The sequence below is a fragment of the Bordetella sp. genome, from assembly GCF_057362025.1.
The window spans coordinates 33,656-53,350 of sequence record NZ_JBMQQZ010000011.1; the positions used below are offsets into that span (position 1 = coordinate 33,656).

The 19,695-nt window shown below is 67.3% G+C and carries 18 protein-coding genes; 4 read left to right on the forward strand and 14 right to left on the reverse strand.

The window, feature by feature from the left end; genetic code table 11:
* The first annotated feature begins 113 nt into the window (after positions 1 to 113).
* A complete protein-coding gene (locus ACO1P8_RS03655) occupies positions 114 to 716 on the forward strand; it encodes a DUF4142 domain-containing protein (protein WP_486294561.1) in 603 nt (200 codons plus the stop codon).
* Positions 717 to 832: 116 nt separating this feature from the next.
* On the opposite strand, the gene ACO1P8_RS03660 is transcribed toward ACO1P8_RS03655, so the two are convergent.
* From ACO1P8_RS03660 to ACO1P8_RS03725, 14 genes are all read right to left on the reverse strand, one after another.
* A complete protein-coding gene (locus ACO1P8_RS03660; RefSeq protein ID WP_094843670.1) occupies positions 833 to 1,045 on the reverse strand; it encodes a hypothetical protein in 213 nt (70 codons plus the stop codon).
* A 30-nt stretch (positions 1,046 to 1,075) separates the two neighbouring features.
* On the reverse strand, positions 1,076 to 1,555 hold the full coding sequence (locus ACO1P8_RS03665) for a hemerythrin domain-containing protein (protein WP_486294562.1): 480 nt from the start codon (positions 1,553 to 1,555) through the stop codon (positions 1,076 to 1,078).
* Between the two features lie 492 nt (positions 1,556 to 2,047).
* Complete coding sequence (locus ACO1P8_RS03670) at positions 2,048 to 2,974, reverse strand: glycosyltransferase family 2 protein (RefSeq protein WP_486294563.1); 927 nt, start codon at positions 2,972 to 2,974, stop codon at positions 2,048 to 2,050.
* On the reverse strand, positions 2,971 to 3,702 hold the full coding sequence (locus ACO1P8_RS03675; protein ID WP_486294564.1) for a PIG-L deacetylase family protein: 732 nt from the start codon (positions 3,700 to 3,702) through the stop codon (positions 2,971 to 2,973). The genes ACO1P8_RS03670 and ACO1P8_RS03675 overlap by 4 nt, the downstream gene beginning before the upstream one ends.
* Positions 3,703 to 3,759: 57 nt before the next feature.
* On the reverse strand, positions 3,760 to 4,758 hold the full coding sequence (locus ACO1P8_RS03680; protein WP_486294565.1) for a UDP-glucuronic acid decarboxylase family protein: 999 nt from the start codon (positions 4,756 to 4,758) through the stop codon (positions 3,760 to 3,762).
* Entirely contained in the window at positions 4,755 to 5,711 is a 957-nt protein-coding gene (locus ACO1P8_RS03685) for a glycosyltransferase family 4 protein (RefSeq protein ID WP_486294656.1), read from the reverse strand. Before ACO1P8_RS03685 ends, ACO1P8_RS03680 begins: the two co-directional genes overlap by 4 nt.
* A gap of 4 nt (positions 5,712 to 5,715) precedes the next feature.
* On the reverse strand, positions 5,716 to 6,846 hold the full coding sequence (locus ACO1P8_RS03690) for a glycosyltransferase family 9 protein (protein ID WP_486294566.1): 1,131 nt from the start codon (positions 6,844 to 6,846) through the stop codon (positions 5,716 to 5,718).
* A complete protein-coding gene (locus tag ACO1P8_RS03695) occupies positions 6,843 to 7,826 on the reverse strand; it encodes a glycosyltransferase family 2 protein (protein WP_486294567.1) in 984 nt (327 codons plus the stop codon). Before ACO1P8_RS03695 ends, ACO1P8_RS03690 begins: the two co-directional genes overlap by 4 nt.
* A gap of 30 nt (positions 7,827 to 7,856) precedes the next feature.
* A complete protein-coding gene (locus ACO1P8_RS03700) occupies positions 7,857 to 9,596 on the reverse strand; it encodes a carbamoyltransferase family protein (protein ID WP_486294568.1) in 1,740 nt (579 codons plus the stop codon).
* A gap of 91 nt (positions 9,597 to 9,687) precedes the next feature.
* On the reverse strand, positions 9,688 to 10,869 hold the full coding sequence (locus ACO1P8_RS03705) for a glycosyltransferase family 9 protein (protein WP_486294569.1): 1,182 nt from the start codon (positions 10,867 to 10,869) through the stop codon (positions 9,688 to 9,690).
* Positions 10,866 to 11,465, reverse strand: a complete 600-nt coding sequence (locus ACO1P8_RS03710; RefSeq protein ID WP_486294570.1) for a D-glycero-alpha-D-manno-heptose-1,7-bisphosphate 7-phosphatase — start codon at positions 11,463 to 11,465, stop codon at positions 10,866 to 10,868. The genes ACO1P8_RS03705 and ACO1P8_RS03710 overlap by 4 nt, the downstream gene beginning before the upstream one ends.
* Positions 11,456 to 12,184, reverse strand: coding sequence for an SDR family oxidoreductase (locus ACO1P8_RS03715; RefSeq protein WP_486294571.1), 729 nt, complete (start codon positions 12,182 to 12,184; stop codon positions 11,456 to 11,458). The genes ACO1P8_RS03710 and ACO1P8_RS03715 overlap by 10 nt, the downstream gene beginning before the upstream one ends.
* A 12-nt stretch (positions 12,185 to 12,196) precedes the next feature.
* A complete protein-coding gene (locus ACO1P8_RS03720; protein ID WP_486294572.1) occupies positions 12,197 to 13,483 on the reverse strand; it encodes a glycosyltransferase in 1,287 nt (428 codons plus the stop codon).
* Positions 13,484 to 13,683: 200 nt separating this feature from the next.
* The gene (locus ACO1P8_RS03725; protein ID WP_486294573.1) at positions 13,684 to 16,380 is read right to left on the reverse strand and encodes an ABC transporter transmembrane domain-containing protein; all 2,697 of its coding nucleotides are present in this window, start codon (positions 16,378 to 16,380) and stop codon (positions 13,684 to 13,686) included.
* 175 nt (positions 16,381 to 16,555) lie between these two features.
* Here ACO1P8_RS03725 and ACO1P8_RS03730 point away from each other — a divergent pair, with 175 nt between their 5' ends.
* The 3 genes from ACO1P8_RS03730 to ACO1P8_RS03740 all read left to right on the forward strand — a co-directional run bounded on the left by ACO1P8_RS03730 (position 16,556) and on the right by ACO1P8_RS03740 (position 19,676).
* A complete protein-coding gene (locus tag ACO1P8_RS03730) occupies positions 16,556 to 16,999 on the forward strand; it encodes an Rrf2 family transcriptional regulator (RefSeq protein ID WP_486294574.1) in 444 nt (147 codons plus the stop codon).
* Between the two features lie 2 nt (positions 17,000 to 17,001).
* A complete protein-coding gene (locus ACO1P8_RS03735; RefSeq protein ID WP_486294575.1) occupies positions 17,002 to 17,925 on the forward strand; it encodes an NAD(P)/FAD-dependent oxidoreductase in 924 nt (307 codons plus the stop codon).
* 221 nt (positions 17,926 to 18,146) lie between these two features.
* Positions 18,147 to 19,676, forward strand: coding sequence for a DUF1800 domain-containing protein (locus ACO1P8_RS03740; protein WP_486294657.1), 1,530 nt, complete (start codon positions 18,147 to 18,149; stop codon positions 19,674 to 19,676).
* Positions 19,677 to 19,695 lie beyond the last annotated feature (19 nt).

Here is a 19,695-nt window from a genome sequence, read left to right on the forward strand (position 1 = left end):
TCAACGGTCGCGTGGGCGCCATCGCCTGGATGGGCACACCGGTTGCGCCGCCGAAGGCAGATTTCGCGTCCAAGGAGACGACAATGAAATATTGGATCCGTATAGGGGTGTCAATGCTCCTTTTGGCGGGTATGGCGGGCGCGCGCGCGGCGGAACTGGATCGCGGCGATGCGGCGTTTCTCGCGCAGGCCGCCCAGGCAGTTGCTTTCGAAATCGAGGCCAGCCAATGGGCGGTGCAGAACGGCGAGCACGACGAGGTCAAGCGGTACGCGGCCAGGATGGTCGCCGACCGCACGAACATGGCCACCGAACTGAAGGCGCTCGCGGCGGCCAAGGGCATCAGCCTGCCGTCCGCGTTGTCCGATAGCCAGGCGCGTACGCTCAAGGCCCTGCGGGGCGAAACCGGCGCGCGCTTCGATATGCAATACGCCGACGAGGTCGCGATCGTCGCGCACAATGAGGCGGTCAAGCTGTTCGTGGCGGCGGGCGAGCAGGCCAGGGATCCGGAGGTGAAAGCGTTTGCGCAGCAGGCCCTGCCGGGCCTGAAAGCCCATCTGGACGCCGGTATCGCGCTGCGCAAGACGCTGGCGGCCAGCGGCAAGGCCAGCCCGGAAGAAAGCCCGTCGGCGGGCACTGCGCCCGGCACGGTATCGCCAGCGTCGCGCCATGCGCCGCCCAGCCTGCTTCCCGGCGACAAGGGGGCGCCCAAGCCCTAGCACCTCGCCCGGCCCCGGCATTCGCAAGGATAAAAGATACGCGCCGCATAAGCGGCGCGTTTCCTTCATTCCTGTGGGGTTCGGCATCCTGTCCGGGCGCTGCCGCATCGTCCCCGTCATGGCGGTACGGCCAATTCTTCCAGCGCGCGGATTCCGTCCAGCGCAGCATCGGTGGGCGTGCGAAACACGAACTGGGACTGGATCACCTGGGGCACCGTCGTCTTACCCGTGTCGACGACTTCCACTTCCCAGCGGAAACCCCCCTGCATCGTGGGCGCCAGCCAGAGCGTCGCCCGGGAGCTGGGGGTTTCCTTCGTCAGGATTTTCATCGCATTCCAATCCCCGCCGGTATCCCGGTGTCAAGCCAGGTGCGCCACGGTGGCGATCTCTTCTTTACGCTGCTGCATCTTGTGGGCGATATCGCGCAGGTCGACATTCAGCACCACCAGTTTGGGGAAGAGCTCGCCTTCCTCTTCTTCGATATGGTGGGCGATATATTCGCCGAGCACCGTTACGCGGGCATGGAAGAGCGGATCGTCGCCGGTCATGCCCTGGATCTGGGCAACCAGGTTGCGGGCGACACCATGCTCGACGACGGCCTTGTCCAGCAGGCGGCCGAAGGCGGCGGGATTTTGCGCGCGCAGGAAGGGGTAAAACAATTCTTCTTCGATCTGGGCCAGCACCGTCAGCGTCATGCAGGCCTCATGCGCGATCGCTTCGCGGATTTCCGGATCAGCGGCCTTCCCGAAATCCTTGAAGAGTTTTTTGACCGTGCAATGATCGTCCAGCATCAGGGTCAGGGCGTCGCGCTGCGCGAGGGGGATTTCCGCCTTATTCATACCGATTCTCCTTGTACACGGGATACCGCAACGACGCGGCTGGGCACCTCTCGCAAGCTGCGTGCCCGGGGGTCAGCGTTTTTGGCCGGAACGGTTGTCCACGGGGGGCGCGCCCGGGGTCTGGCGGCCGGGGTCGGCGACGTCCCTGGCGTCCACGCCGGGCGGAAAAGTCTTTTCCGCCGAGGAGTTGGGATCGATGGGGCGGTTTTGCAGGGAGCGCGCCGGAGCATCCTGGCGCGGTCCTGTGTCAGGTCGTAAAACTGCGTGATCTTGTGCGTCGCCGCTGTGGTCCGTAGCCTCGCGTTCGCCTGGGCGCCTCTCTTGCTGGGGGGATGTATTCATAGGAGTCTCCTGTGACAGCTTCGGTTACGGACGCGGGTCGCAGGCGGCATGCCCGGGAAGGCAACGGCGCGTCGCTTTGGAAGAAATTGCCTTCCAGGATGAGTACTGCCTCCCCACTATGGGGCGCCGGTGCTTCGGGGGGAGGCTCGTTCAGCGCGGCACTGCATCCGCGGCGGGATTGGAGGCGACGCGCCGCGCAGCGGCCATGGCCTCGCCAGCAACCAGGCGCCGCTGCCGTTCCACCTCCGGCGGGACGCATGCGCGGTGGCGCAACACCCAGGCCGATCCGGCCAGCGCCGCCACGACGAGCCGGGCGGCCTCGCCGGGCCGCGCGCAGGCGCGCAATACGGTGCGGGTTTCCTGCCAGGCGCTGCGCAAGGGCAGGCGCAGCCAGGCGGTCCAGATGGCATTGCGGCTGAGCAGATGCACGCGCCTCGGGCGATCGCGCCGCGGCGAGGGATAGTGCCAGGTGCGGATATGCGCGGCGTACAGCATGTCCCACCCCAGGGCGGCCAGGTCCAGGGTCATCAGGGACTCTTCGCCGCCGATGAAGAAACGCGGCTCGTAGCCGCCAGCCTGCAGGTAAGCTATGCGCCGCACGATACAGGCGCCCGCCATGAATCCCATCAGCCGCATGGTGCCGCCCGGCCCGGGTCCCAGGGGGCTGCGCGACATCGTCTCGCAGGTCGGGTCGATGGCCCCCGCGGGGCCGACCAGCACGCAGGCGCTGATGACGCCGGCCCGCGGCACGGCATCCAGCAGGCGCCGCGCTTCGTCCAACGCACCGCTCTCCCAGCAGGTATCGTCGTCGCAGAACGCGACATAGGGCGTGGTGGCCGCCGAAACGCCCAGGTTGCGTCCCGCCGCGCCGAGATTGCCGGACGCGCGTACCAGCGTGATATCCGGAAACGCCGCGGCGACCGCTTGCGCCGTGCCGTCGCGCGACCCGTTGTCCACCACGATCAGCGGAGCATCCGGATGGCGCCGGCGCAGCCGGGCAAGGTTGTCCAGCAGTTCGTCGCGGCGCTCGTGGGTCAGCACGACCACCGACACCGCGGGCGATCCGGCGGCGGTCACGATGGCGAGGCGCCCGATTCGGGCGCCTGCTTGACCGACTCGCTCAATAGCCAATAGCGCTCCGGCGCGGACGTATCGCCTTCGTTCCGGGTGATGCCCAGTTCGGCCAACTGGCTGCCGTAGGCCGCCATCGCGGTGGCCTTGCGATGCGCGTTCGTATTGCGGAAAGCGACCGGCGTGAGACAGACGCCGCGTGTGTAGAACTGCACCAGCCGCCCCTGCAGCAGCCCCGGCTTGTTGCGATAAAGGGCGTCTTCGTAGGCCACCCAGCGCCTGTCCTGTCTGCCGGCGAACAAGGCCAGGGCAGCGTCCGAGGCCAGCATGTGGTCGCGGTGGAAAAGCCCCAGCGGGAACAGCACGGTGCGCGCGCCGGTTTTCTCGAGGATTCCCTGCACCGCGTGCGCGACCTTGTCCACCTTGGGCGGCGTGCGGCCCATCGCACGGACGTACTGGTCGTCCAGGAAGGGCAGCCTTGCCGGCCGGGCTTTCAGCAGGTGCAGCGCCTTGTCGTCCTCGCCCAGGCGCCACGTCATGGCAGCCTGGCCGTCGCCGAACCCGCAGCGCCGGTCCCATTCCGTCACGGGTACTGCGGCCTCGGGCACGCCGGCGAACACGGTAATCACCGTGCTGCCCGGGGCGCCGGCCAGCAGGGCGCCGCAGCCGGCCACGGCGTCGTCCAGATGCGGCGATATCGCCACGATTGTTCCCGGTTCATCGATGGATTGCACTGCTGTCTCCTCGCGGGCACGCGCGGGCAGCGCGCCCTTTCCATGTTGCGGCGGCGCCTACATGGATACATCCGCGCGCGCCGGCGCCCGCACGATATCGGCATTCACGAACTGGCTGAAGTAGCGGATCGTGTGTCGCAGTCCCTCGTCCACCCCTACGCGCGGCGCCCAGCCCAGCTCGCGTGCCGCCAGGCCGATGTCCGGGCAGCGCTGTGTCGGGTCGTCGGGCGGCAGCGGATGGAAGACCAGCGGGACATCGGTACCGGCCAGGCGCTGGATGCGGTGGGCGATGTCCAGTACGGTCAGTTCCTGCGGGTTGCCCAGGTTGATGGGGCCGGTCACGTCCTCCGGGCTTTCCATCAGGCGTTCCAGGGCATCCACCATATCGTCCACGTAGCAGAAGGCGCGGGTCTGGCTGCCGTCGCCGTAGATGGTGATGGCCTCGCCCTGCAGCGCCTGCAGGATGAAGTTGGAGACGATACGGCCGTCGTTCGGTGCCATGCTGGGTCCGTAGGTATTGAAAATACGCGCGATCTTTACCTTCACGCCATATATGCGCGCGTAGTCATGGAACAGCGTTTCGGCGCAGCGCTTGCCTTCGTCATAGCAGGAGCGCACCCCGATGGGATTGACGTGGCCCCAATAGGTTTCGCGCTGCGGATGGACCTGCGGGTCTCCATAGACCTCGCTGGTGGATGCCTGCAGGATACGCGCACCGGTCCTGCGCGCCAACTCCAGCATATTCATCGCGCCCAGGAAACAGGTGCGCAGCGTGTGCACGGGTTGGGTCTGGTAATGAATGGGCGATGCGGGGCAGGCCAGGTTATAGATGCGATCGACCTGTGCCTCGAAAGGCTCGACCACGTCGTGCGTGACCAGGGTGAAGCGCGGATTGTTCTTCAGGGGCTCGACGTGCTGCACCTGGCCGGTATGGAAATTGTCCAGGCAAAGCACGGTATGGCCTTTGTCGAGCAGCCGCGCGCACAGATGAGAGCCGATAAAACCGGCGCCGCCCGAAACGAGCACGCGCAAGGGACGAGGAAAAGCCTGGATCATTGCATATCTCCCATAAGCCTCTGGAACAGGGCAGTCCAATCCCCCACGAAGCGATCCATGCCGTAGTGCGCCAGCGCCGTCTTCCTTGCCTCGGCCCCCCAGGCGGCCGCCTGGCGCGGGTCGTCCACCAGCGCTTGCATCGCGTCGACGAGGCGGTCCGGATCCGTATCGATATAGCCGTTGCGTCCGTTCACGATGACGCGGGAAAGTTCGGTTGCGGCGAAGCCGACCACGGGCAGGCCCGCCATCATGGCTTCTATCAATGCGAGCCCCAGGCTGGTATAGCGGATGGGGCTATAGAAAAAGCGGTAGCGCGAGACGAATGGGCCGACTTCCATATTGGGGATCTCGCCCAGGCCGCCCATGGATTCCGAATCCATCCCGATCAGGTCCAGCGGCACCCGTTCGCGGGCCTGCTCGAACAGATCGGCGCCCATGCGCCGGCCGCGCCGGCGCAGATGATTGATCACGGCGATGCCGCGCGCCACGCGCGCCTGTTCCGACGCCGGCCGCGGCACGGGGACGCCGTGCTCGATAACGGCAGTCCGCATGCGGCCGTTGTTCCAGGCGGCACGGTTGTAGTGTGTGACGTGGACCAGGATCCCGCGCTCGTGCTCGAACCCGTGCACGGTATCGGTGGGATGCGGAAGCGGCGGGTCGTGCTCGATATAGGCACAGGGAAGCGCGAGTTGCCTGGGTGACAGGAGCCGTTCGCGTTCCTCGTAAGTGGCGCGCGACTGGTAGACGACGCAGTCGAAATCGCGCTCGCGCAGCGTCTCGGCGGCCACTTCGCGCACATGGGGACCCCAGGGAATCCGATTGCCCAGCGCACCATAGCCCGGCGGGTTTCCCTCGCGCACCGGAATCAGGAATTCGTGCGGAACGCGGGTCAGCGAATACAGGTAGTTGCCGTGCACGTGCCAGGTCAGGACGCGCAGCGGACGTGATGCGATGGCGCTAGGCGGCATGTCTGTTCCCTTCTTCCGTGGCATGCGCGGGGCCGCCGGCGTCCGGCCGCGTGGCGGTTGCCGCGCACCCGCTTTCCTCCAGCTTCGCGGCGATGGTGCGCAGCACGGTGTCGACGGACACATTGGACGCGCAGACATGGCCGATCGGGCATTCGTCATACGCACAGGGACGGCAGGATGGATAGTCCGCGATGACGACATGGCGGGCGCGATCCAGCGGCGCCCAGCGGCGGGTATCGCTGCCGCAGGCCACCACCACGCTGGGCGTGCCCGTCGCGGCGGCGATATGGGATACGCCGGTGTCGTTGCATACCAGCATGGGTGCGCGCGAGAGCAGGGCCGCCAGGCCGCCCAGCGACGTGCGGCCGGTCAGGTCGATGGCGGCCGGACCGGCCGCATCGACCACCGGCGCCGTCAGGGCGGCTTCGCTGTCGCTGCCCGTGACGGCGATCCGCCATCCCTGGTCCGACAAGGCCGCCGCGATGCGCGCATACCGTTCGGCCGGCCAGCGGCGCGAACGCAGGCGCGCGCCGGGATGGATGAAGAGCGTGCGCTCCGGCTCGAATCCGTATCGCGCCGCCAGCTGGCAGGCTTCGTCGCGGTCTTCCGGCGACAGCGGCAGTTCCAGTGCGTCGCTGTCCACCGGCACGCCCAGGAAACGCATCAGGGCCGTGTAGCGCCGAGGCTCGGGAAGCTCGTCGGGCCAAGGCATCAGGCGACCGGGGCGCGCCATGGGCGGTTGCGGCACGAAGCCGGCGTGGGCGTCGGCGCCCAGCGCGCGCACGATGGGCAGGGACAGTGTTCCGCTGCCGTGCATTTGCAGCGCCAGGTCGAAGCGTCGCGCGCGGGCCTCGCAATAGAAAGCGGCCAGGGCGTCGGGACGCGCGGTTTGCTCCGGAAACTCCGGAATGCCGGGGAAGGGCAGCAGCTCGTCGATATCGCGATGGAAGCGGCGGACGAAGGGGCCGGCGTTGTCCAGGCCGATCAGGGTGATGCGCGCCTGCGGGCAATGCCGCCGCAGGGCGCGCAGCGCCGGGACCGCGCACAGCATGTCGCCCAGCTGCAGGGCGCGGAATATCGCGATGCGGCGCGGCCGCGGATGCCACAGCGCGTCCATCATGGGAACCCCGCCCGGTAGCGCAGGGATCCGACGATGCGCCAGAAAATCGACAGCGGCGGGATCGCGGCGGAGGTCATGACGACTTCGGCGATGTGATCGGGCGTGCGGCGCGTCCCGCGCAGCCTGCGCAGGCTGAACCAGCCGGTCAGTGCCGCCCAGGCGGCCAGCGCGGCGACCGCCGCGGTCGTGAAGCCGGCCGCCAGGGTGGCCAGCGCCAGCAGCAGCAGGGCGGTGACGGACAGGTAGAACCACGGCGGATGCGGGCGGATGCGCTCGCGGTACAGGCGCGGGTGCTTCTTGTAAAGCAACGTGTCGAAGACGATCTTGCGTTGCATGCCGATGCCGGCGCCGAAGCTGCCGGGCCGGATCGGATGCACGACGATGGCCTGGGGTGCCCGTCCGATGCGCAGCCCCTGTTCCATCAGCGAGAAGTGCAGGTCCGAATCCTCGCGCCAGGCCAGCCGGAAGCGCGGGTCGAAGCCGCCGACTTTTGCCAGCGCTTCGCGGCGCAGGAATACGTTGGCGGTGGCGAACTCGGCGTCCTGCAGCCGGGCGGCGTCCATTTCGTAGTCGGTGGGATGGGGCGGCAGCGGCATGACGATACGGCCCGATAGCGCGTCCACGTCCGGCGTGAGGGCGGCCAGGCCGGCGGCCAGCCAGGCGGGATCGGGGACCGTATCGTCGTCGGTGAACGCGATCACGTCGGCCCGGGCCTGTTGCCATCCGGCGTTGCGCGCGCCCGCCGGCCCTTGCGTGGCGGTTACCGGGATATAGCGGACCGCCGGTCCGCCGGCCACGGGCGTCAGCCGGCTTACCGTCTGGCGCGCTGCCTCGCCGGGACCGTCGTCGCACACAATGATTTCGTAGTCGTTCGCCGGCAATGTCTGCCGCAGCAGCGCGCCCAGGCAGCGCTGCAGCAGGTCGGGCCGGCGATAGGTGGGAACCACCACGGAAATCCGGGGGCGGAAGTCGGCGCTCATCGGTTCATCCTGTTCCATGATCCAGGCGTGTCACACCGGTTTCTCGACGACATAGCTGCCGATCACCAGCGCATCCAGCGGCGACGTCCAGAATGATTCCAGTGCATCGCGCGGCGTGCATACCACGGGCAGGCCCCGTGTATTGAAAGAGGTATTCACCAGCACCGGCACGCCGGTGCGCCGCTCGAAGGCGGCCAGCAGGTCGTGGTACAGGGCATGCTGGTCGCGGCGTACCGTTTGCACTCGGGCGGTGCCGTCGATATGGCGGACGGCGGGAATCTGCCGTTCGCGGTGGGGCAGCACGTCGTAGACGAACAGCATGAAGGGCGCGCAGATGCCGGCGTCGCCGCGCGCGTCGAACCACTCGTGCGCGCGCTCCTCCATCACGACGGGGGCGACCGGCCGAAAATCCTCGCGGTCCTTCAGCCCGTTCAGCCTGGCCTGCATGGCGGTGTCCAGCGGCGACGCCAATATGGAGCGCGCGCCCAGCGCGCGCGGGCCGAATTCCATGCGCCCCTGGAACCAGCCCAGGATCTTTTCCTGAGCCAGTAGTTCGGCCGCTTCTTCCGCCACGTTGTCCAGGCGCCGGTAGGCCAGCCGCGAGCGGTCGAGCAGGCGTTCGATCTCGTCGTCGGCATACTCGGGGCCCAGGTAGGCGTGCTGCATGGTCCAGTGGCGCGGCGGCGACTCGCGCCGTTCATAGTCCACCCATAAGGCCGCGCCCAGCGACGTACCGGCATCGCCTGCCGCGGGCTGGACCCACACCGTTTCGAAAGGGCTCTCCGCCGCGATGCGCGCATTCATGACGCAATTCAGGGCGACGCCGCCGGCCATGCTCAGATGCCGGGCGCCCGTCTGTTCGTGCAGCCATCCGGCCATGTGCAGCGCGGTTTCCTCCAGCACTTTCTGCAGCGAATGCGCGATGTCCATATGCCGCTGCTCGAAGGGCGCGCCGTACTTGCGCGCCGGTCCGAAGCGCGCGACCAGATTCACCGGTTCGATGACGTAGCCGCCTTCCTTGTCCAGGCGCACGATCTCGCGGAACACATCCACGTGCTCGGGCTTGCCGTAGGAGGCCAGCGCCATCACCTTGTACTCGTCGGACGAGCGCAGGAAGCCCAGGTATTCCGTGACGTCCTCGTACAACAGGCCCAGCGAGTTCGGCAGATCGATCTGCCGCAGGCGGCGGTAGCGTCCGTTCGTGAAATGGCCGTAGCTGGTGGTCGCGCGCTCGCCGCGGCCATCCATGGTCAGTACGGCGCATTCATCGCAGGGCGCCGCCAGGAAGGCGCTGGCCTCGTGGGAAAGGTGGTGCTCGATGAACTGCCAGCGGCTTTGCAGCTGCTCCAGCGTCAGGCCCTCGAAGCGCTTGCGCAGGTAGTGCGGCGCGCCGCCGATAAGCTGGCGCGGCGCATTGACGATATACGAGAGGAACAGCGGGTCCCAGGGCGATTGGCCGTCCGGGCCGCGCGGCTGGCGGGACGGCTCCAGCGGGAGGGAAATGGTTTCGGGCAGGCTGCGCAGTCCGACCAGCAGCGTGGGGTCGAAGGAATAGGCCACATGGTCCACATCGGCCAGGGAGATCCCCGCATGGCCCAGGCAATAGTCGATGGCGTGATACGGCAGTTGCCAGGCCGTGAACGGCACCGGCCGCTTGCCGTGCTTGACGCGGGTGAATCGTTCCTCTTCCGCGGCCGCCAGCACTTCGCCATCGCGGACCAGCGTAGCGGAGCAATCGTGAAACGCGGCGTTGATGCCCAGTGTGTACATGACGTTGTCCTCTTCGACGCTTGTTTTCCTTGCGGATGCATGCGGACGCTGCCGCGGGGTGCCTGCGCGCTGGCGCGCGGCCCGCCCGCGTTTACGCCGCCTCGATCATGATCGGCAGCCGTGCCGGCGCCTGGCTCTCCAGCAATTCGAAGGCGGCCTGGGCCACCTGCGCCGGGTCGACCGCGCTCAGGCAGGCGTGGTGGCCCAGCGGGCAGACACTGCGATAGCAGTATTTGCACGGCACGTCCCGGTACAGCAGCCGGTGCGGTACCTGCCATGGCGTGTGCTGAGGGTTGGTCAATGCATACAGATCCACCACGGGCGTACCCAGGGCCGCGGCGATATGGACGGGCCCGCTGTTGTTCGATACCAGCAGGCCGGCGCGCGCCACCAGGGCGCCGAACTGCCCCAGCGTGAGCGCCCCCGCCAGGTTCACCAGCCTGTCCGGGTCGCAACTGCGCGCCACGACCTCATCCACCAGTGCGCGTTCGTCCGGCGAGCCGGTCAGCATCACGCATACGCCCGCGCCCGCCAGCATGTCGATGGCCTGCGCGAACAGCGTCGCCGGATAACGGCGCGACTCGGCGGTCGCGCCGCAATGCGCCAGCACCCAGCCCTGGGGCAGGGCAAGGCCGCGCGCGCGCAGTATCGCGTCCAGCGCGTGCCCGTCGGCGTCGGCGGCGCGGAAGGACAGGCGCGTGTCCGGGGTGCTGGCGCCTACCGTCGCCACCAGATCGAGCTGCCGCTGTACCTCGTGGCGCGGCTCGGGCAAGGGTTCGACCTCGCGCACCCAATCGCTGACCAGGTGATAGGGGTTCTCGCGGCTATAGGCGAGCACCCTCGGTATGCCGGCCGCGTGGCACATCAGGGCCGCGGGCAGCGCGCTCTGGCTATAGACCGTAAATATCACGGCGGCGTCGAAACCGCCGCCGCGCAGCCGTTCGACGGTCGCGCGGTAGGTGTCCGGCGGACTCGCGGCGTTCTTGACCCATGCGGCCTCGTACACGATCGTCTCGTCCACTTCCGGAACGTGCGCCGCGATGGCGGCCCCGGCGCGCGACGCCAGCAGCGTAAGGCGGCGGCCGGGCCGCGCGTCCTTCAGGGCGCGTAGCGCGGGTGTCGTCATCAGCACGTCGCCCATATTGTCCAGCCGGACGCAGAGGATGTTGCGCGCGTCGTCCCAGTCCGCGGACGGGCTCGCGCCGGATCGCGCGTTATCCAGTGCGCCCGAGGCAGGCAGGGTGGAGACCATGGATGAAAGGCGATCGGTCATGCGGATTCCTTGCCCAGCATGGGGATGCGACGCAGTTTCCGCGCGATCAGGCGCGCGGCCATGAACAGATCCGGTACGACCTCGTCGGGCGTGCGCCATCGTCCCGCTTCCCATTCGGTCTCGTGCCCGTTGTCCAGCAGCACGGTGTGGCAGCCGGCGCGCACGCCGGCCTCGACGTCATTCAGGATGTCGCCCACGAACCAGGATGCGCGCAGGTCGATGCCATGATCGGCCGCGGCCCGCCGCAGCAGGCCCGGCATGGGCTTGCGGCACACGCAGGACACGGAGTAGTCCGGCCGCGTGCCCTGGGGATGGTGCGGGCAGTAGTAGAAGCCCGCGAGCTGCGCGCCCTGGCGGCGGAACATGACGCTCAGGCGCCGTCGCACCGCTGTCAGCGCCGCTTCGTCGAAGTGGCCGAGCGCGACGCCGGGCTGGTTGCTGATGACGATCAGCGGATGGCCCAGTTGCCCCATCATCGCGATGCCTTCGCGCGCGCCCGGCGCCCATGCCATCCGGGCGGGATCCACGTTGTAAGGGACATCGTCCAGCAGGGTGCCGTCCTTGTCGAGGAAGATCGCGGGCTTCATCATGGCCATGAGGTCTCGCGCATGGGCAGCACCATCACCTCCGGGATGACGGTTTCCTGGGGCTGGGTAAGCAGGAAGCGGACGGTGCGCGCCACGTTGGCGGGATCCTGCAATGTGTCCGTATCGATATCGGGGAAGCGGTCCAGCAGGAAAGGCGTGCGCATGCCGCCCGCGATGACGGCCGATACTTTGATTCCCTTGGGGCGAAGTTCCGCGTGCAGGGCGTGCGACAGGCCCAGCAGGCCCCATTTGGTCGCGTGATAGACGGATGCATTGGGCCAGGCGCGGCGCGCCGCGGTGGACGCGATATTGACGATGTGGCCGCCCTTGCCCAGGTGGTCCAGACCATACTTGCAGACCAGGAAGGGGCCGGTCAGGTTGGTGCGTACCACGCGCTCCCAATCGGCGACCCGCAGTTCTTCCAGCGGCGCGGTGACGTCCACGCCCGCGTTGTTGATCAGGATGTCCAATCGGCCATGCCTTTCCGCGGTCTGGCGCAGCGCGTCGCGCACCTGTTCCTCGTTGCCCACATCCAGGTGCAAGGCGTCGCCGCGCCTTTCGGGTAGCGCCTGGGCCACGCTTTGCGCCGCGCGCTCGTCGTAATCCGCGACCACCACGCGCACGCCATCGTCGGCCAGGGCCTGGCAGATGGCCTTGCCCAGGCCGCTGCCGCCACCGGTAACGATGGCTACGCGGTCGGACAGTGACAATGAATCGGTTTCACGCATTCAGTCTGCTCCTCAGGCAATGGCGCGCGCGGTGTCCGCGGGCGCGGGGACGGCATCCGGCAGGGTCGCCGGGGCCATGATTTCTTCGAAGATGTCGAGCAGCTGACGGCTGACGCAGTCCCAGGTGAAGTGGCGGCGCGCGCGTTGCAGTCCTGCTTCGCCCATGCGATGGCGCAGCAGGCTATTGCTTGCCAGCAGCGCCAGGCGATCGGCCAGGGCATCGGGGTCCTTGGGGGGGACCAGCCAGCCCGTTTCGCCGTCGCGCACCGAATACCGGATGCCGCCGGTATCGGCGCCGACCACCGGCCGGGCGCACGCCATGGCTTCCAGGGGCGTGATGCCGAAGGGCTCGTACCACGGTGTGGTAACGAAGACATCGCTGGCGCAGTAGTAGGCGCGCAGTTGCAGGCGGTCGCGGCGGCCGGTGAACTCGACATGAGGCAGCACGCCTTCTTCGCGCGCGACCGCGCGCAGCCTGGCAAGTTCGGGCGTTGCGGATTCCGACGGCGTCGCGCTATTGCCGCCGACCACGCACAAGCGCGCATCCACGCCGTACCGGTGGCGCAGCCGGCCCAGGGCGCGTATGACGTTGTCCACGCCCTTGCGCGGCACCATGCGTCCCAGTTGCAGCAAGGTGAAGCGGTTGTCGTTCCAACCCAGTTCGGCCCGCGCACGCGCCCGGTCCATCGGCAGCATCTCGACGGGATCGTAGCCGCACGGGACGATCGATATGCGACTGGGATCGGCGCCATACAGTTCCATCATGTCCTGCTTGTCCTGCGGGCATTCCGCGATGACGCGATCGGCGCGCGCGATGATGTCGTCCTCGATATCGAAGCGGCTCTCGGGGAACAGATCGGCGTCTTTCTGGAACTTGCGGCGGACGCGTCCGAGAGCGTGGAAGGTCACCGCGAGCGGAATGCCGCAGGCGCGCGCAGCCGGCATCGCGGCCAGCGCCGACATGAAGAAGTTGGCATGCACGATGTCGTAGCGCGGCGACTGGCTGGAAAAATAGCGCAGCAGGAAATCGCCGAAGGCGCCCATGTGGGGCAGCAGCTGTTCCTTGGGGATATGCCGCGCCGGGCCCGCGGGCACGTGGATCACCCGTACCCCGTCTTCCCATGCGACCTCGGCGGACAGGCGTCGGCTATCCGCGCGCGTGAAGACATCGACGAGATGGCCTTGCCGGGCGAACTGCCGCGCGATCTGCGCGACATAGATGTTCTGTCCTCCGCTGTCGACGCTGCCGGCCAGCGCCAACGGCGATGCATGTTCACTCACGATGGCGATTCGTCGCATAGCTCTCTCCGGTCAATGTTTCGGGCCGCTGAATCGAGAACCTAGCCGCTTGCCGCGCGTGTCGCGGTGTGTTGACTCATCCTCTGCTCGGGCAGCCTGGAACTGCAAGGACCGTGCCGATATATCGCATGGCGTGTAACGGTTCTCGTATAACGGCTCTCGGATGAGGTGTCTGCTCTTCGCTGTCTTCCCGGTACGCTTTACAAGCGCTGGAACTTCTCACTCATGAGCGTCGCGGTGGTGCGGATCAAGGACTGCATGTCGACGGGGCGGGCGCTATGCACCTGATAGCCGGCCATCAATGCGCGTAACCTGCCTTCGGAAGCCGAGTGCCCGGAGATCGCGATCGCGGGCAGGCGCTGCGCGAGTCCGATGCCGCGTTGGGCTTCGAGCTGCCGCACCGCGCCCACCATGGCATAGCCGTCCATGTCGTCGAGCGTGACATCGCATATCAGGGCGTCGGGCCATGCATCGGCCGGCGTATCGCGCAGGGCGTCGAGCACGGCCGTGCCGCTCTTGAAATGGCGTACCGCCGCACCGGCGTCCTGCAGCGCGCCGCCGACGCGCGCGCGCTCCTCATCGCTATCGTCCACCAGGAATATGCGCGCACCATGCAGCGACACGGGCGGGACCGGCCCCACCAGCGGCATCGCGGGCGTCGCGGCCGCGCGCATGGGCATCTCCAGCCAATAGGTACGGCCCGGTCCTGAAGAGGAAAGGTCGGTGCCGAAACGACCGCCGAATTTCTCGATATCGGTGCGCGCGTGCATGACGTCCAGCGGCGGCCGGTCCGCCAGTACGGCGTTCATCTGTTCGCCCATCGCCAAGGCCGCGGCATCCGCGGGCGGCAGGCGGCCGTCGGTGACGGCCAGCCGCGCGGCATCGTGCGAGCGCCGCAGGCTCAGCTCGATGCGGCCACCCGTGGGCGTGGCGGCGATCGCGTTCAGGCACATATCCCATATCGTCTGCTGCAGCACGCCCGGATCGCCGGTCACGCGGGCGTTCTCCATGCTCAGCTCCGTATAGAGCGTGATGCCCTTCTCATCGATGACCTGGCGTATTGCGTCCAGCACCCCGGCGACCAGCGCCGCCAGATTGACGGGCTGCGCGGCCCGCTGCGTGCCTGCCCGTTCCAGTTCACTTTGCTGCCGCTGCAAGGACCACATCTGGGCGTAGATGCCCTGACTGTCCAGCAGTTCCTGGTGCTTGCCGCGTTCGACGATACGTCCGTGCTCGAGCACGACGATCTCGTCGGCGTTGACGACCGTGGACAGCCGATGCGCGATGATCAATGTGGTGCGCCCCTGCGCGATGCGGTCCAGTTCGGCCTGGATCGCCCGTTCGGTCCGCGTATCCAGGGCCGATGTGGCTTCATCGAACAGCAGAATGGGCGGATTCTTCAGGATGGCGCGCGCGATCGCGATGCGCTGCCGTTCGCCGCCGGACAGCTTGACGCCCCGTTCGCCGACGATGGTGTCGTACTGCGCCGGCAGGCTCTGGACGAAGTCATGCAGGCGCGCGCCCTTGGCCGCCTCGATGATGTCCGCCATCGAGGCGCCCTGCCTGCCGTATCCGATGTTGTAGGCGATGGTGTCATTGAACAGCATGGTGTCCTGGGGCACGATGCCCAGATAGCGGCGCAGGGTCGTGGGGTCGACCGACCGCACGTCCGTGCCGTCCACGATCACGCGCCCGGAGTCCGCCTCGTAAAAGCGAAACAGCAGGCGCCCGAGCGTGGATTTGCCCGAGCCGCTGCCACCGACGACGGCCAGCGTGCCGCCCGGCGCCACATGCAGGTTGATATCCCACAATATCTGCCTGCCCGGTTCATACGAGAAGTTGACGTCCTCGAAGCGCAGTTCCGCCCGTGTCGGCTCGAAAGGCAGCAGCGGCGCGCCGGGATCGGATTCGGGCGGCAGCCGCAGAAGCGCGCAGACCTGTTCGGCGTTGATCATCGCTTCTTTCGTCTGGCGGAACACCAGACCCAGGGTATTCAGGGGCAGGCAGATCTGGATGATGTACGCATTCACCAGGACCAGGTCCCCGACCGTCATCGCATGGCCGGTTACCTGGGTTCCGGCCAGCAGCATGACGGCGCCCACGCCCAGCGCGATGACGGCACTCTGCGAGATGTGCAGGGTCGACAGGGCACGCTGGTTATCGATACCCACTGTGCGCCAGCGGTCCAGCAGTTCGCGCAGGCGGCGCGCTTCGACGGCCTCGCTGGTGTACACCTTGACCGATTCGTAGTTGAGCAGGCTGTCGACCATGCGGCCGCCGGCGGCCGAATCCAGCTCGTTGATCATGCGCTGGTAGAAGATCCTGCGCTTGGTCAGCACATAGGTAACGGTGGCATAGATGACGAACGTGGCGCCGACGATGGCGGCGAACCACAGGGTGTAGGCGCCGACCAGGATCACCATTACCGATCCGATTTCCACCAGCGTGGGCAGCAGCGTGAACAGGGCGGTGCCCATCAGGAAACCGATGCCGTTGGTGCCGCGTTCGACGTCGCGCGCCAGGGTGCCGGTTTGCCGGTTGGCGTGGAAGCGGGCGCCCAGCCGGTGCAGGTGCTGGAAGATCCGCATAGTGAAGTCGGCCACCGTGGCCTGCGCGACCGGGGAAAACACGATGTCGCGCAATTCGGTGAACAGGCCGCCCGCGAAGCGCAGCAGCGCGTAGCCGATGAGCAGGAAGACCGGCAGGATCAGCGCCGGCCCCGGTTTGCTCAGCTGTTCGACGATCATCTTCAGGGCCACCGGTACCGCGACGGCAAAGGCCTTGGCCACGATCAGCAGCGCCAGCGCGGCCCCGGCGCGGCGGCGGTAGGTCCATAGCGACTGTCCCAATATGCGCAGGACCTCTGCGCGCGCGTAACGGCTTGCTTCGTTCGCCATGCCTGCTCCCTAAGGATGGGTCCGATGGGCGGCGTGGCGGCAAGGTTTGTGCCCCGCCGGTTCGTCCGCGTCGTCGTCCGCAACTGTCTTGAATGTCAAGCCTGCGGCTCGATAGGCGTTCTTCCGAGGCTGCCATGTCTTGACACGCAGCCCAATATGCAACATCATTAGTTACATGAAACGCGACAGCCGCCTATCTTCCGTCCTGCATGCACTGCTGCACATGGCTGAGCAGGAGGGCCCCGTCACTTCGGAAACCCTGGCGCAATGCCTGGGTACCAACCCCGTCGTCGTCCGGCGCACCATGGGTTATCTGCGAGAAGCGGGCATCGTGACTTCGGATAGAGGCCACGCGGGTGGGTGGCGCATCCATGCCGACCTGGGCTGCGTCACCCTGCGCCAGTTGCACGAAGCGCTGGGCGAGCCGGCCATGTTTGCCATCGGCAACCGCAACGAAACCCCGGAGTGCCTGGTCGAGCAGGCGGTCAATGCCGCGCTCGAAGGCACGTTTGCCGAAGCCGAGGCGCTGCTACTGGCGCGGTTCTCGGAAATCACCCTTGCCGATCTGGCCGGCGACTTCGCGCGCCGGCATGCGGCTGCACGACACAAGAGGAGTTGACCGTGTACTACGACGTCATCGTCATCGGCGGGAGCTATGCGGGGATGGCAGCGGCCCTGCAATTGGTGCGGGCGCGCCGGGCCGTGCTGGTGATCGATGCAGGCGAGCGGCGCAACCGTTTCGCCAGCCATTCACATGGTTTTCTCGGCCAGGATGGCGTCCCCCCCGGCGAGATCGCGGCGAACGCGCGCCGCCAACTCGAAGCCTACTCAACGCTGACCTGGCTCGAAGGGCGGGTCGAAGGCGTCACAGGGCAGGCGGATGAATTCACTGTCACGACATCCGACAGCGGATCGCACCGAGGCCGCCGCATCCTGCTGGCTACCGGCGTCGCCGACCAGCTTCCTGCCGTCGACGGACTCGCCGAGCGGTGGGGAAAGTCGGTCTTCCACTGCCCGTACTGCCATGGCTACGAACTCGGCCAGGGCGGCATCGGCATCGTCGGCGCCAGCCCGCTGTCCATCCACCAGGCCGAACTGCTGACCGATTGGGGTAGTGTGACCTTGCTCGCCAACCGCGCCGTGGATCTGAGCCAAGAGGCCAGGTCCGCGTTGGAGCGCCGGGGCGTGACGATCGAAGAGGTGCCCATCGACAGAATCGAGGGGCATGCCGACGTAGCCATGGCCGACGGGCGTCTACTTCGATTTGCTGGCCTGTTCACAGCGACGCGCAGCTCTCCTTCCAGTTCCCTGGCCGAAGCGATGGGCTGTGCGCTGGAAGAGACGCCCATGGGCAGCCAGGTTCGCACCGATGCCGAGAGCAAGACCTCGGTGACTGGCGTATTTGCCTGCGGTGACGTCGCGCGGGCACCCCATTCGGTCTCGCTGGCCGTGGGCAATGGCGCCATGGCAGGCGCGCAGATTCACCGGTCGCTGCTTTGGCCCGAGACCATCGCCCCGGTGCAAGCGGAAGGCCGGGTTCGATGACTCCGCCTCCGACCCGACTACTGTGTCCGGGCGTAAACGGCAGTCGTTTATGCCAACGGAATGTACAAGGATTAATGCCTATGTCCTAGGTCCGGGTTCGCGTCTACGCCAAGCGCGCGAATTGTGGGCATGTTGCGATGCGTCTAAGGTAGGCGGGTCGTAGTCTTCATGCCGCCATGTCCGTGACGACCTCCCGTCCGCCGCGCGCGGATCCCGCCACCCTGGGCGATGACTATCCCCGTCCCACGCCCGGCCAGGCATCCAGGTTCCTGGCCCAGGCCACGTTCGGCCCCACCCCGGCCGAGATCGACCGCGTGGTGCGCATGGGGTATGGCGCCTGGCTGGACGAGCAACTGGACATGCCGCCGTCTCAGACCCATTTCGATTGGCTGTTGTCCATCCGCGCGGACAACGCCGAGAACAAGGGCAATGGCCTCAATGCCCCGCTGGAATCGACCCTGTGGCGCAAATTCATTTCCGCGCCGGACCAGGTCCGCACCCGCACCGCGTTCGCGTTGTCGGAGATCTTCGTGGTGGGGGTATCGGCCATCACCGCCAACTGGCCGCTGTTCGGCGCGGCGTCGTTCATGGACATCCTGGCCGGCCACGGCCTGGGCGATTTCCGCGGCCTGCTGGGCGCCGTCACGCTGAACCTGTCGATGGGCTGCATGCTGACCTATCGCGGCAATCGAAAGGAAGACCTGCGCACCGGCCGGGAGCCGGACGAGAACTACGCGCGCGAAGTCATGCAATTGTTCACCATTGGCCTGTATGAACTGAACCCCGACGGCACCTTGAAGCTGTCCAACGGCAAACCTGTCGAGACCTATGGCAACGACGACGTGCGGGGGCTGGCCAAGGTATTCACCGGCTGGGACCTGAACGGCAGCGAGGAACACGTCGCCTTTCACCGGCGCCCCATGGCCCTGGACCCCACCCAGCACTCCCTGTCGGAGAAGCGCTTCCTGGGTGCCGTGATTCCCGCCGGAACGGGCGGCGTGGCATCGATGAACAAGGCCCTGGACGTCCTGTGCGCCCATCCCAACGTGGGCCCCTTCGTCGGCACGCAATTGATCCAGCGCCTGGTGACCAGCAATCCCAGCCCCGCCTATGTGGGCCGTGTCGCGGCGGTGTTCGCCGACGACGGCCGCGGACGGCGCGGCAATCTGCGCGCGGTCGTCCGGGCGATCCTGCTGGATCCGGAGGCGCGTTTCCCCGACCTGGGCTCGCCCACCTGGGGCAAGGTGCGCGAGCCCATCGTCCGTTTCGCCGCCTGGGCGCGGGCCTTCGGCGCGACGTCGGTCAACGGCAAGTGGGCCATGCCCGATACCACCGACAACACGATACGGCTGGCGCAAAGCCCGATGCGGTCGGCCTCGGTGTTCAATTTCTTCCGGCCGCGCTATACGCCGCCCGGCAGCCCCGTCGCGCAACGCGGCATGGTGGCCCCCGAGCTGCAGATCACCGACGAGACCAGCGTGGCCGGCTATCTGAACTTTGTGGCGGTCTACGTGGATCGCGGCTGGGAAGACCTGCAGACGTCCTACTCCGCCGAAATCGCGGTGGCCGGCGATACGCAAGCGCTGGTCGACCGCATCGTGCTCCTGCTGGCCGGCGATGTCTTCGATCGGGAGACCGCGAAGGCGATCGCGCGCGCTGTCGCGACCATCCCCGCCGAACGGCCGCGCGACCGCGTTCGCGCCACGATCACGCTGGTGGTCGCGACACCCGACTACCTGGTACAGCGATGATTTCCCTGCCGCGCGATGC

What these genes read in the sequence shown, in the direction of transcription:
- ACO1P8_RS03655 (WP_486294561.1), top strand. Translation starts at nt 114, where the DNA reads ATGCTCCTTTTGGCGGGTATGGCGGGCGCGCGCGCGGCGGAACTGGAT.
- ACO1P8_RS03660 (WP_094843670.1), bottom strand. Translation starts at nt 1,045, where the DNA reads ATGAAAATCCTGACGAAGGAAACCCCCAGCTCCCGGGCGACGCTCTGG.
- ACO1P8_RS03665 (WP_486294562.1), bottom strand. Translation starts at nt 1,555, where the DNA reads ATGAATAAGGCGGAAATCCCCCTCGCGCAGCGCGACGCCCTGACCCTG.
- ACO1P8_RS03680 (WP_486294565.1), bottom strand. Translation starts at nt 4,758, where the DNA reads ATGATCCAGGCTTTTCCTCGTCCCTTGCGCGTGCTCGTTTCGGGCGGC.
- ACO1P8_RS03690 (WP_486294566.1), bottom strand. Translation starts at nt 6,846, where the DNA reads ATGATGGACGCGCTGTGGCATCCGCGGCCGCGCCGCATCGCGATATTC.
- ACO1P8_RS03695 (WP_486294567.1), bottom strand. Translation starts at nt 7,826, where the DNA reads ATGAGCGCCGACTTCCGCCCCCGGATTTCCGTGGTGGTTCCCACCTAT.
- ACO1P8_RS03700 (WP_486294568.1), bottom strand. Translation starts at nt 9,596, where the DNA reads ATGTACACACTGGGCATCAACGCCGCGTTTCACGATTGCTCCGCTACG.
- ACO1P8_RS03705 (WP_486294569.1), bottom strand. Translation starts at nt 10,869, where the DNA reads ATGACCGATCGCCTTTCATCCATGGTCTCCACCCTGCCTGCCTCGGGC.
- ACO1P8_RS03710 (WP_486294570.1), bottom strand. Translation starts at nt 11,465, where the DNA reads ATGGCCATGATGAAGCCCGCGATCTTCCTCGACAAGGACGGCACCCTG.
- ACO1P8_RS03715 (WP_486294571.1), bottom strand. Translation starts at nt 12,184, where the DNA reads ATGCGTGAAACCGATTCATTGTCACTGTCCGACCGCGTAGCCATCGTT.
- ACO1P8_RS03720 (WP_486294572.1), bottom strand. Translation starts at nt 13,483, where the DNA reads ATGCGACGAATCGCCATCGTGAGTGAACATGCATCGCCGTTGGCGCTG.
- ACO1P8_RS03725 (WP_486294573.1), bottom strand. Translation starts at nt 16,380, where the DNA reads ATGGCGAACGAAGCAAGCCGTTACGCGCGCGCAGAGGTCCTGCGCATA.
- ACO1P8_RS03730 (WP_486294574.1), top strand. Translation starts at nt 16,556, where the DNA reads ATGAAACGCGACAGCCGCCTATCTTCCGTCCTGCATGCACTGCTGCAC.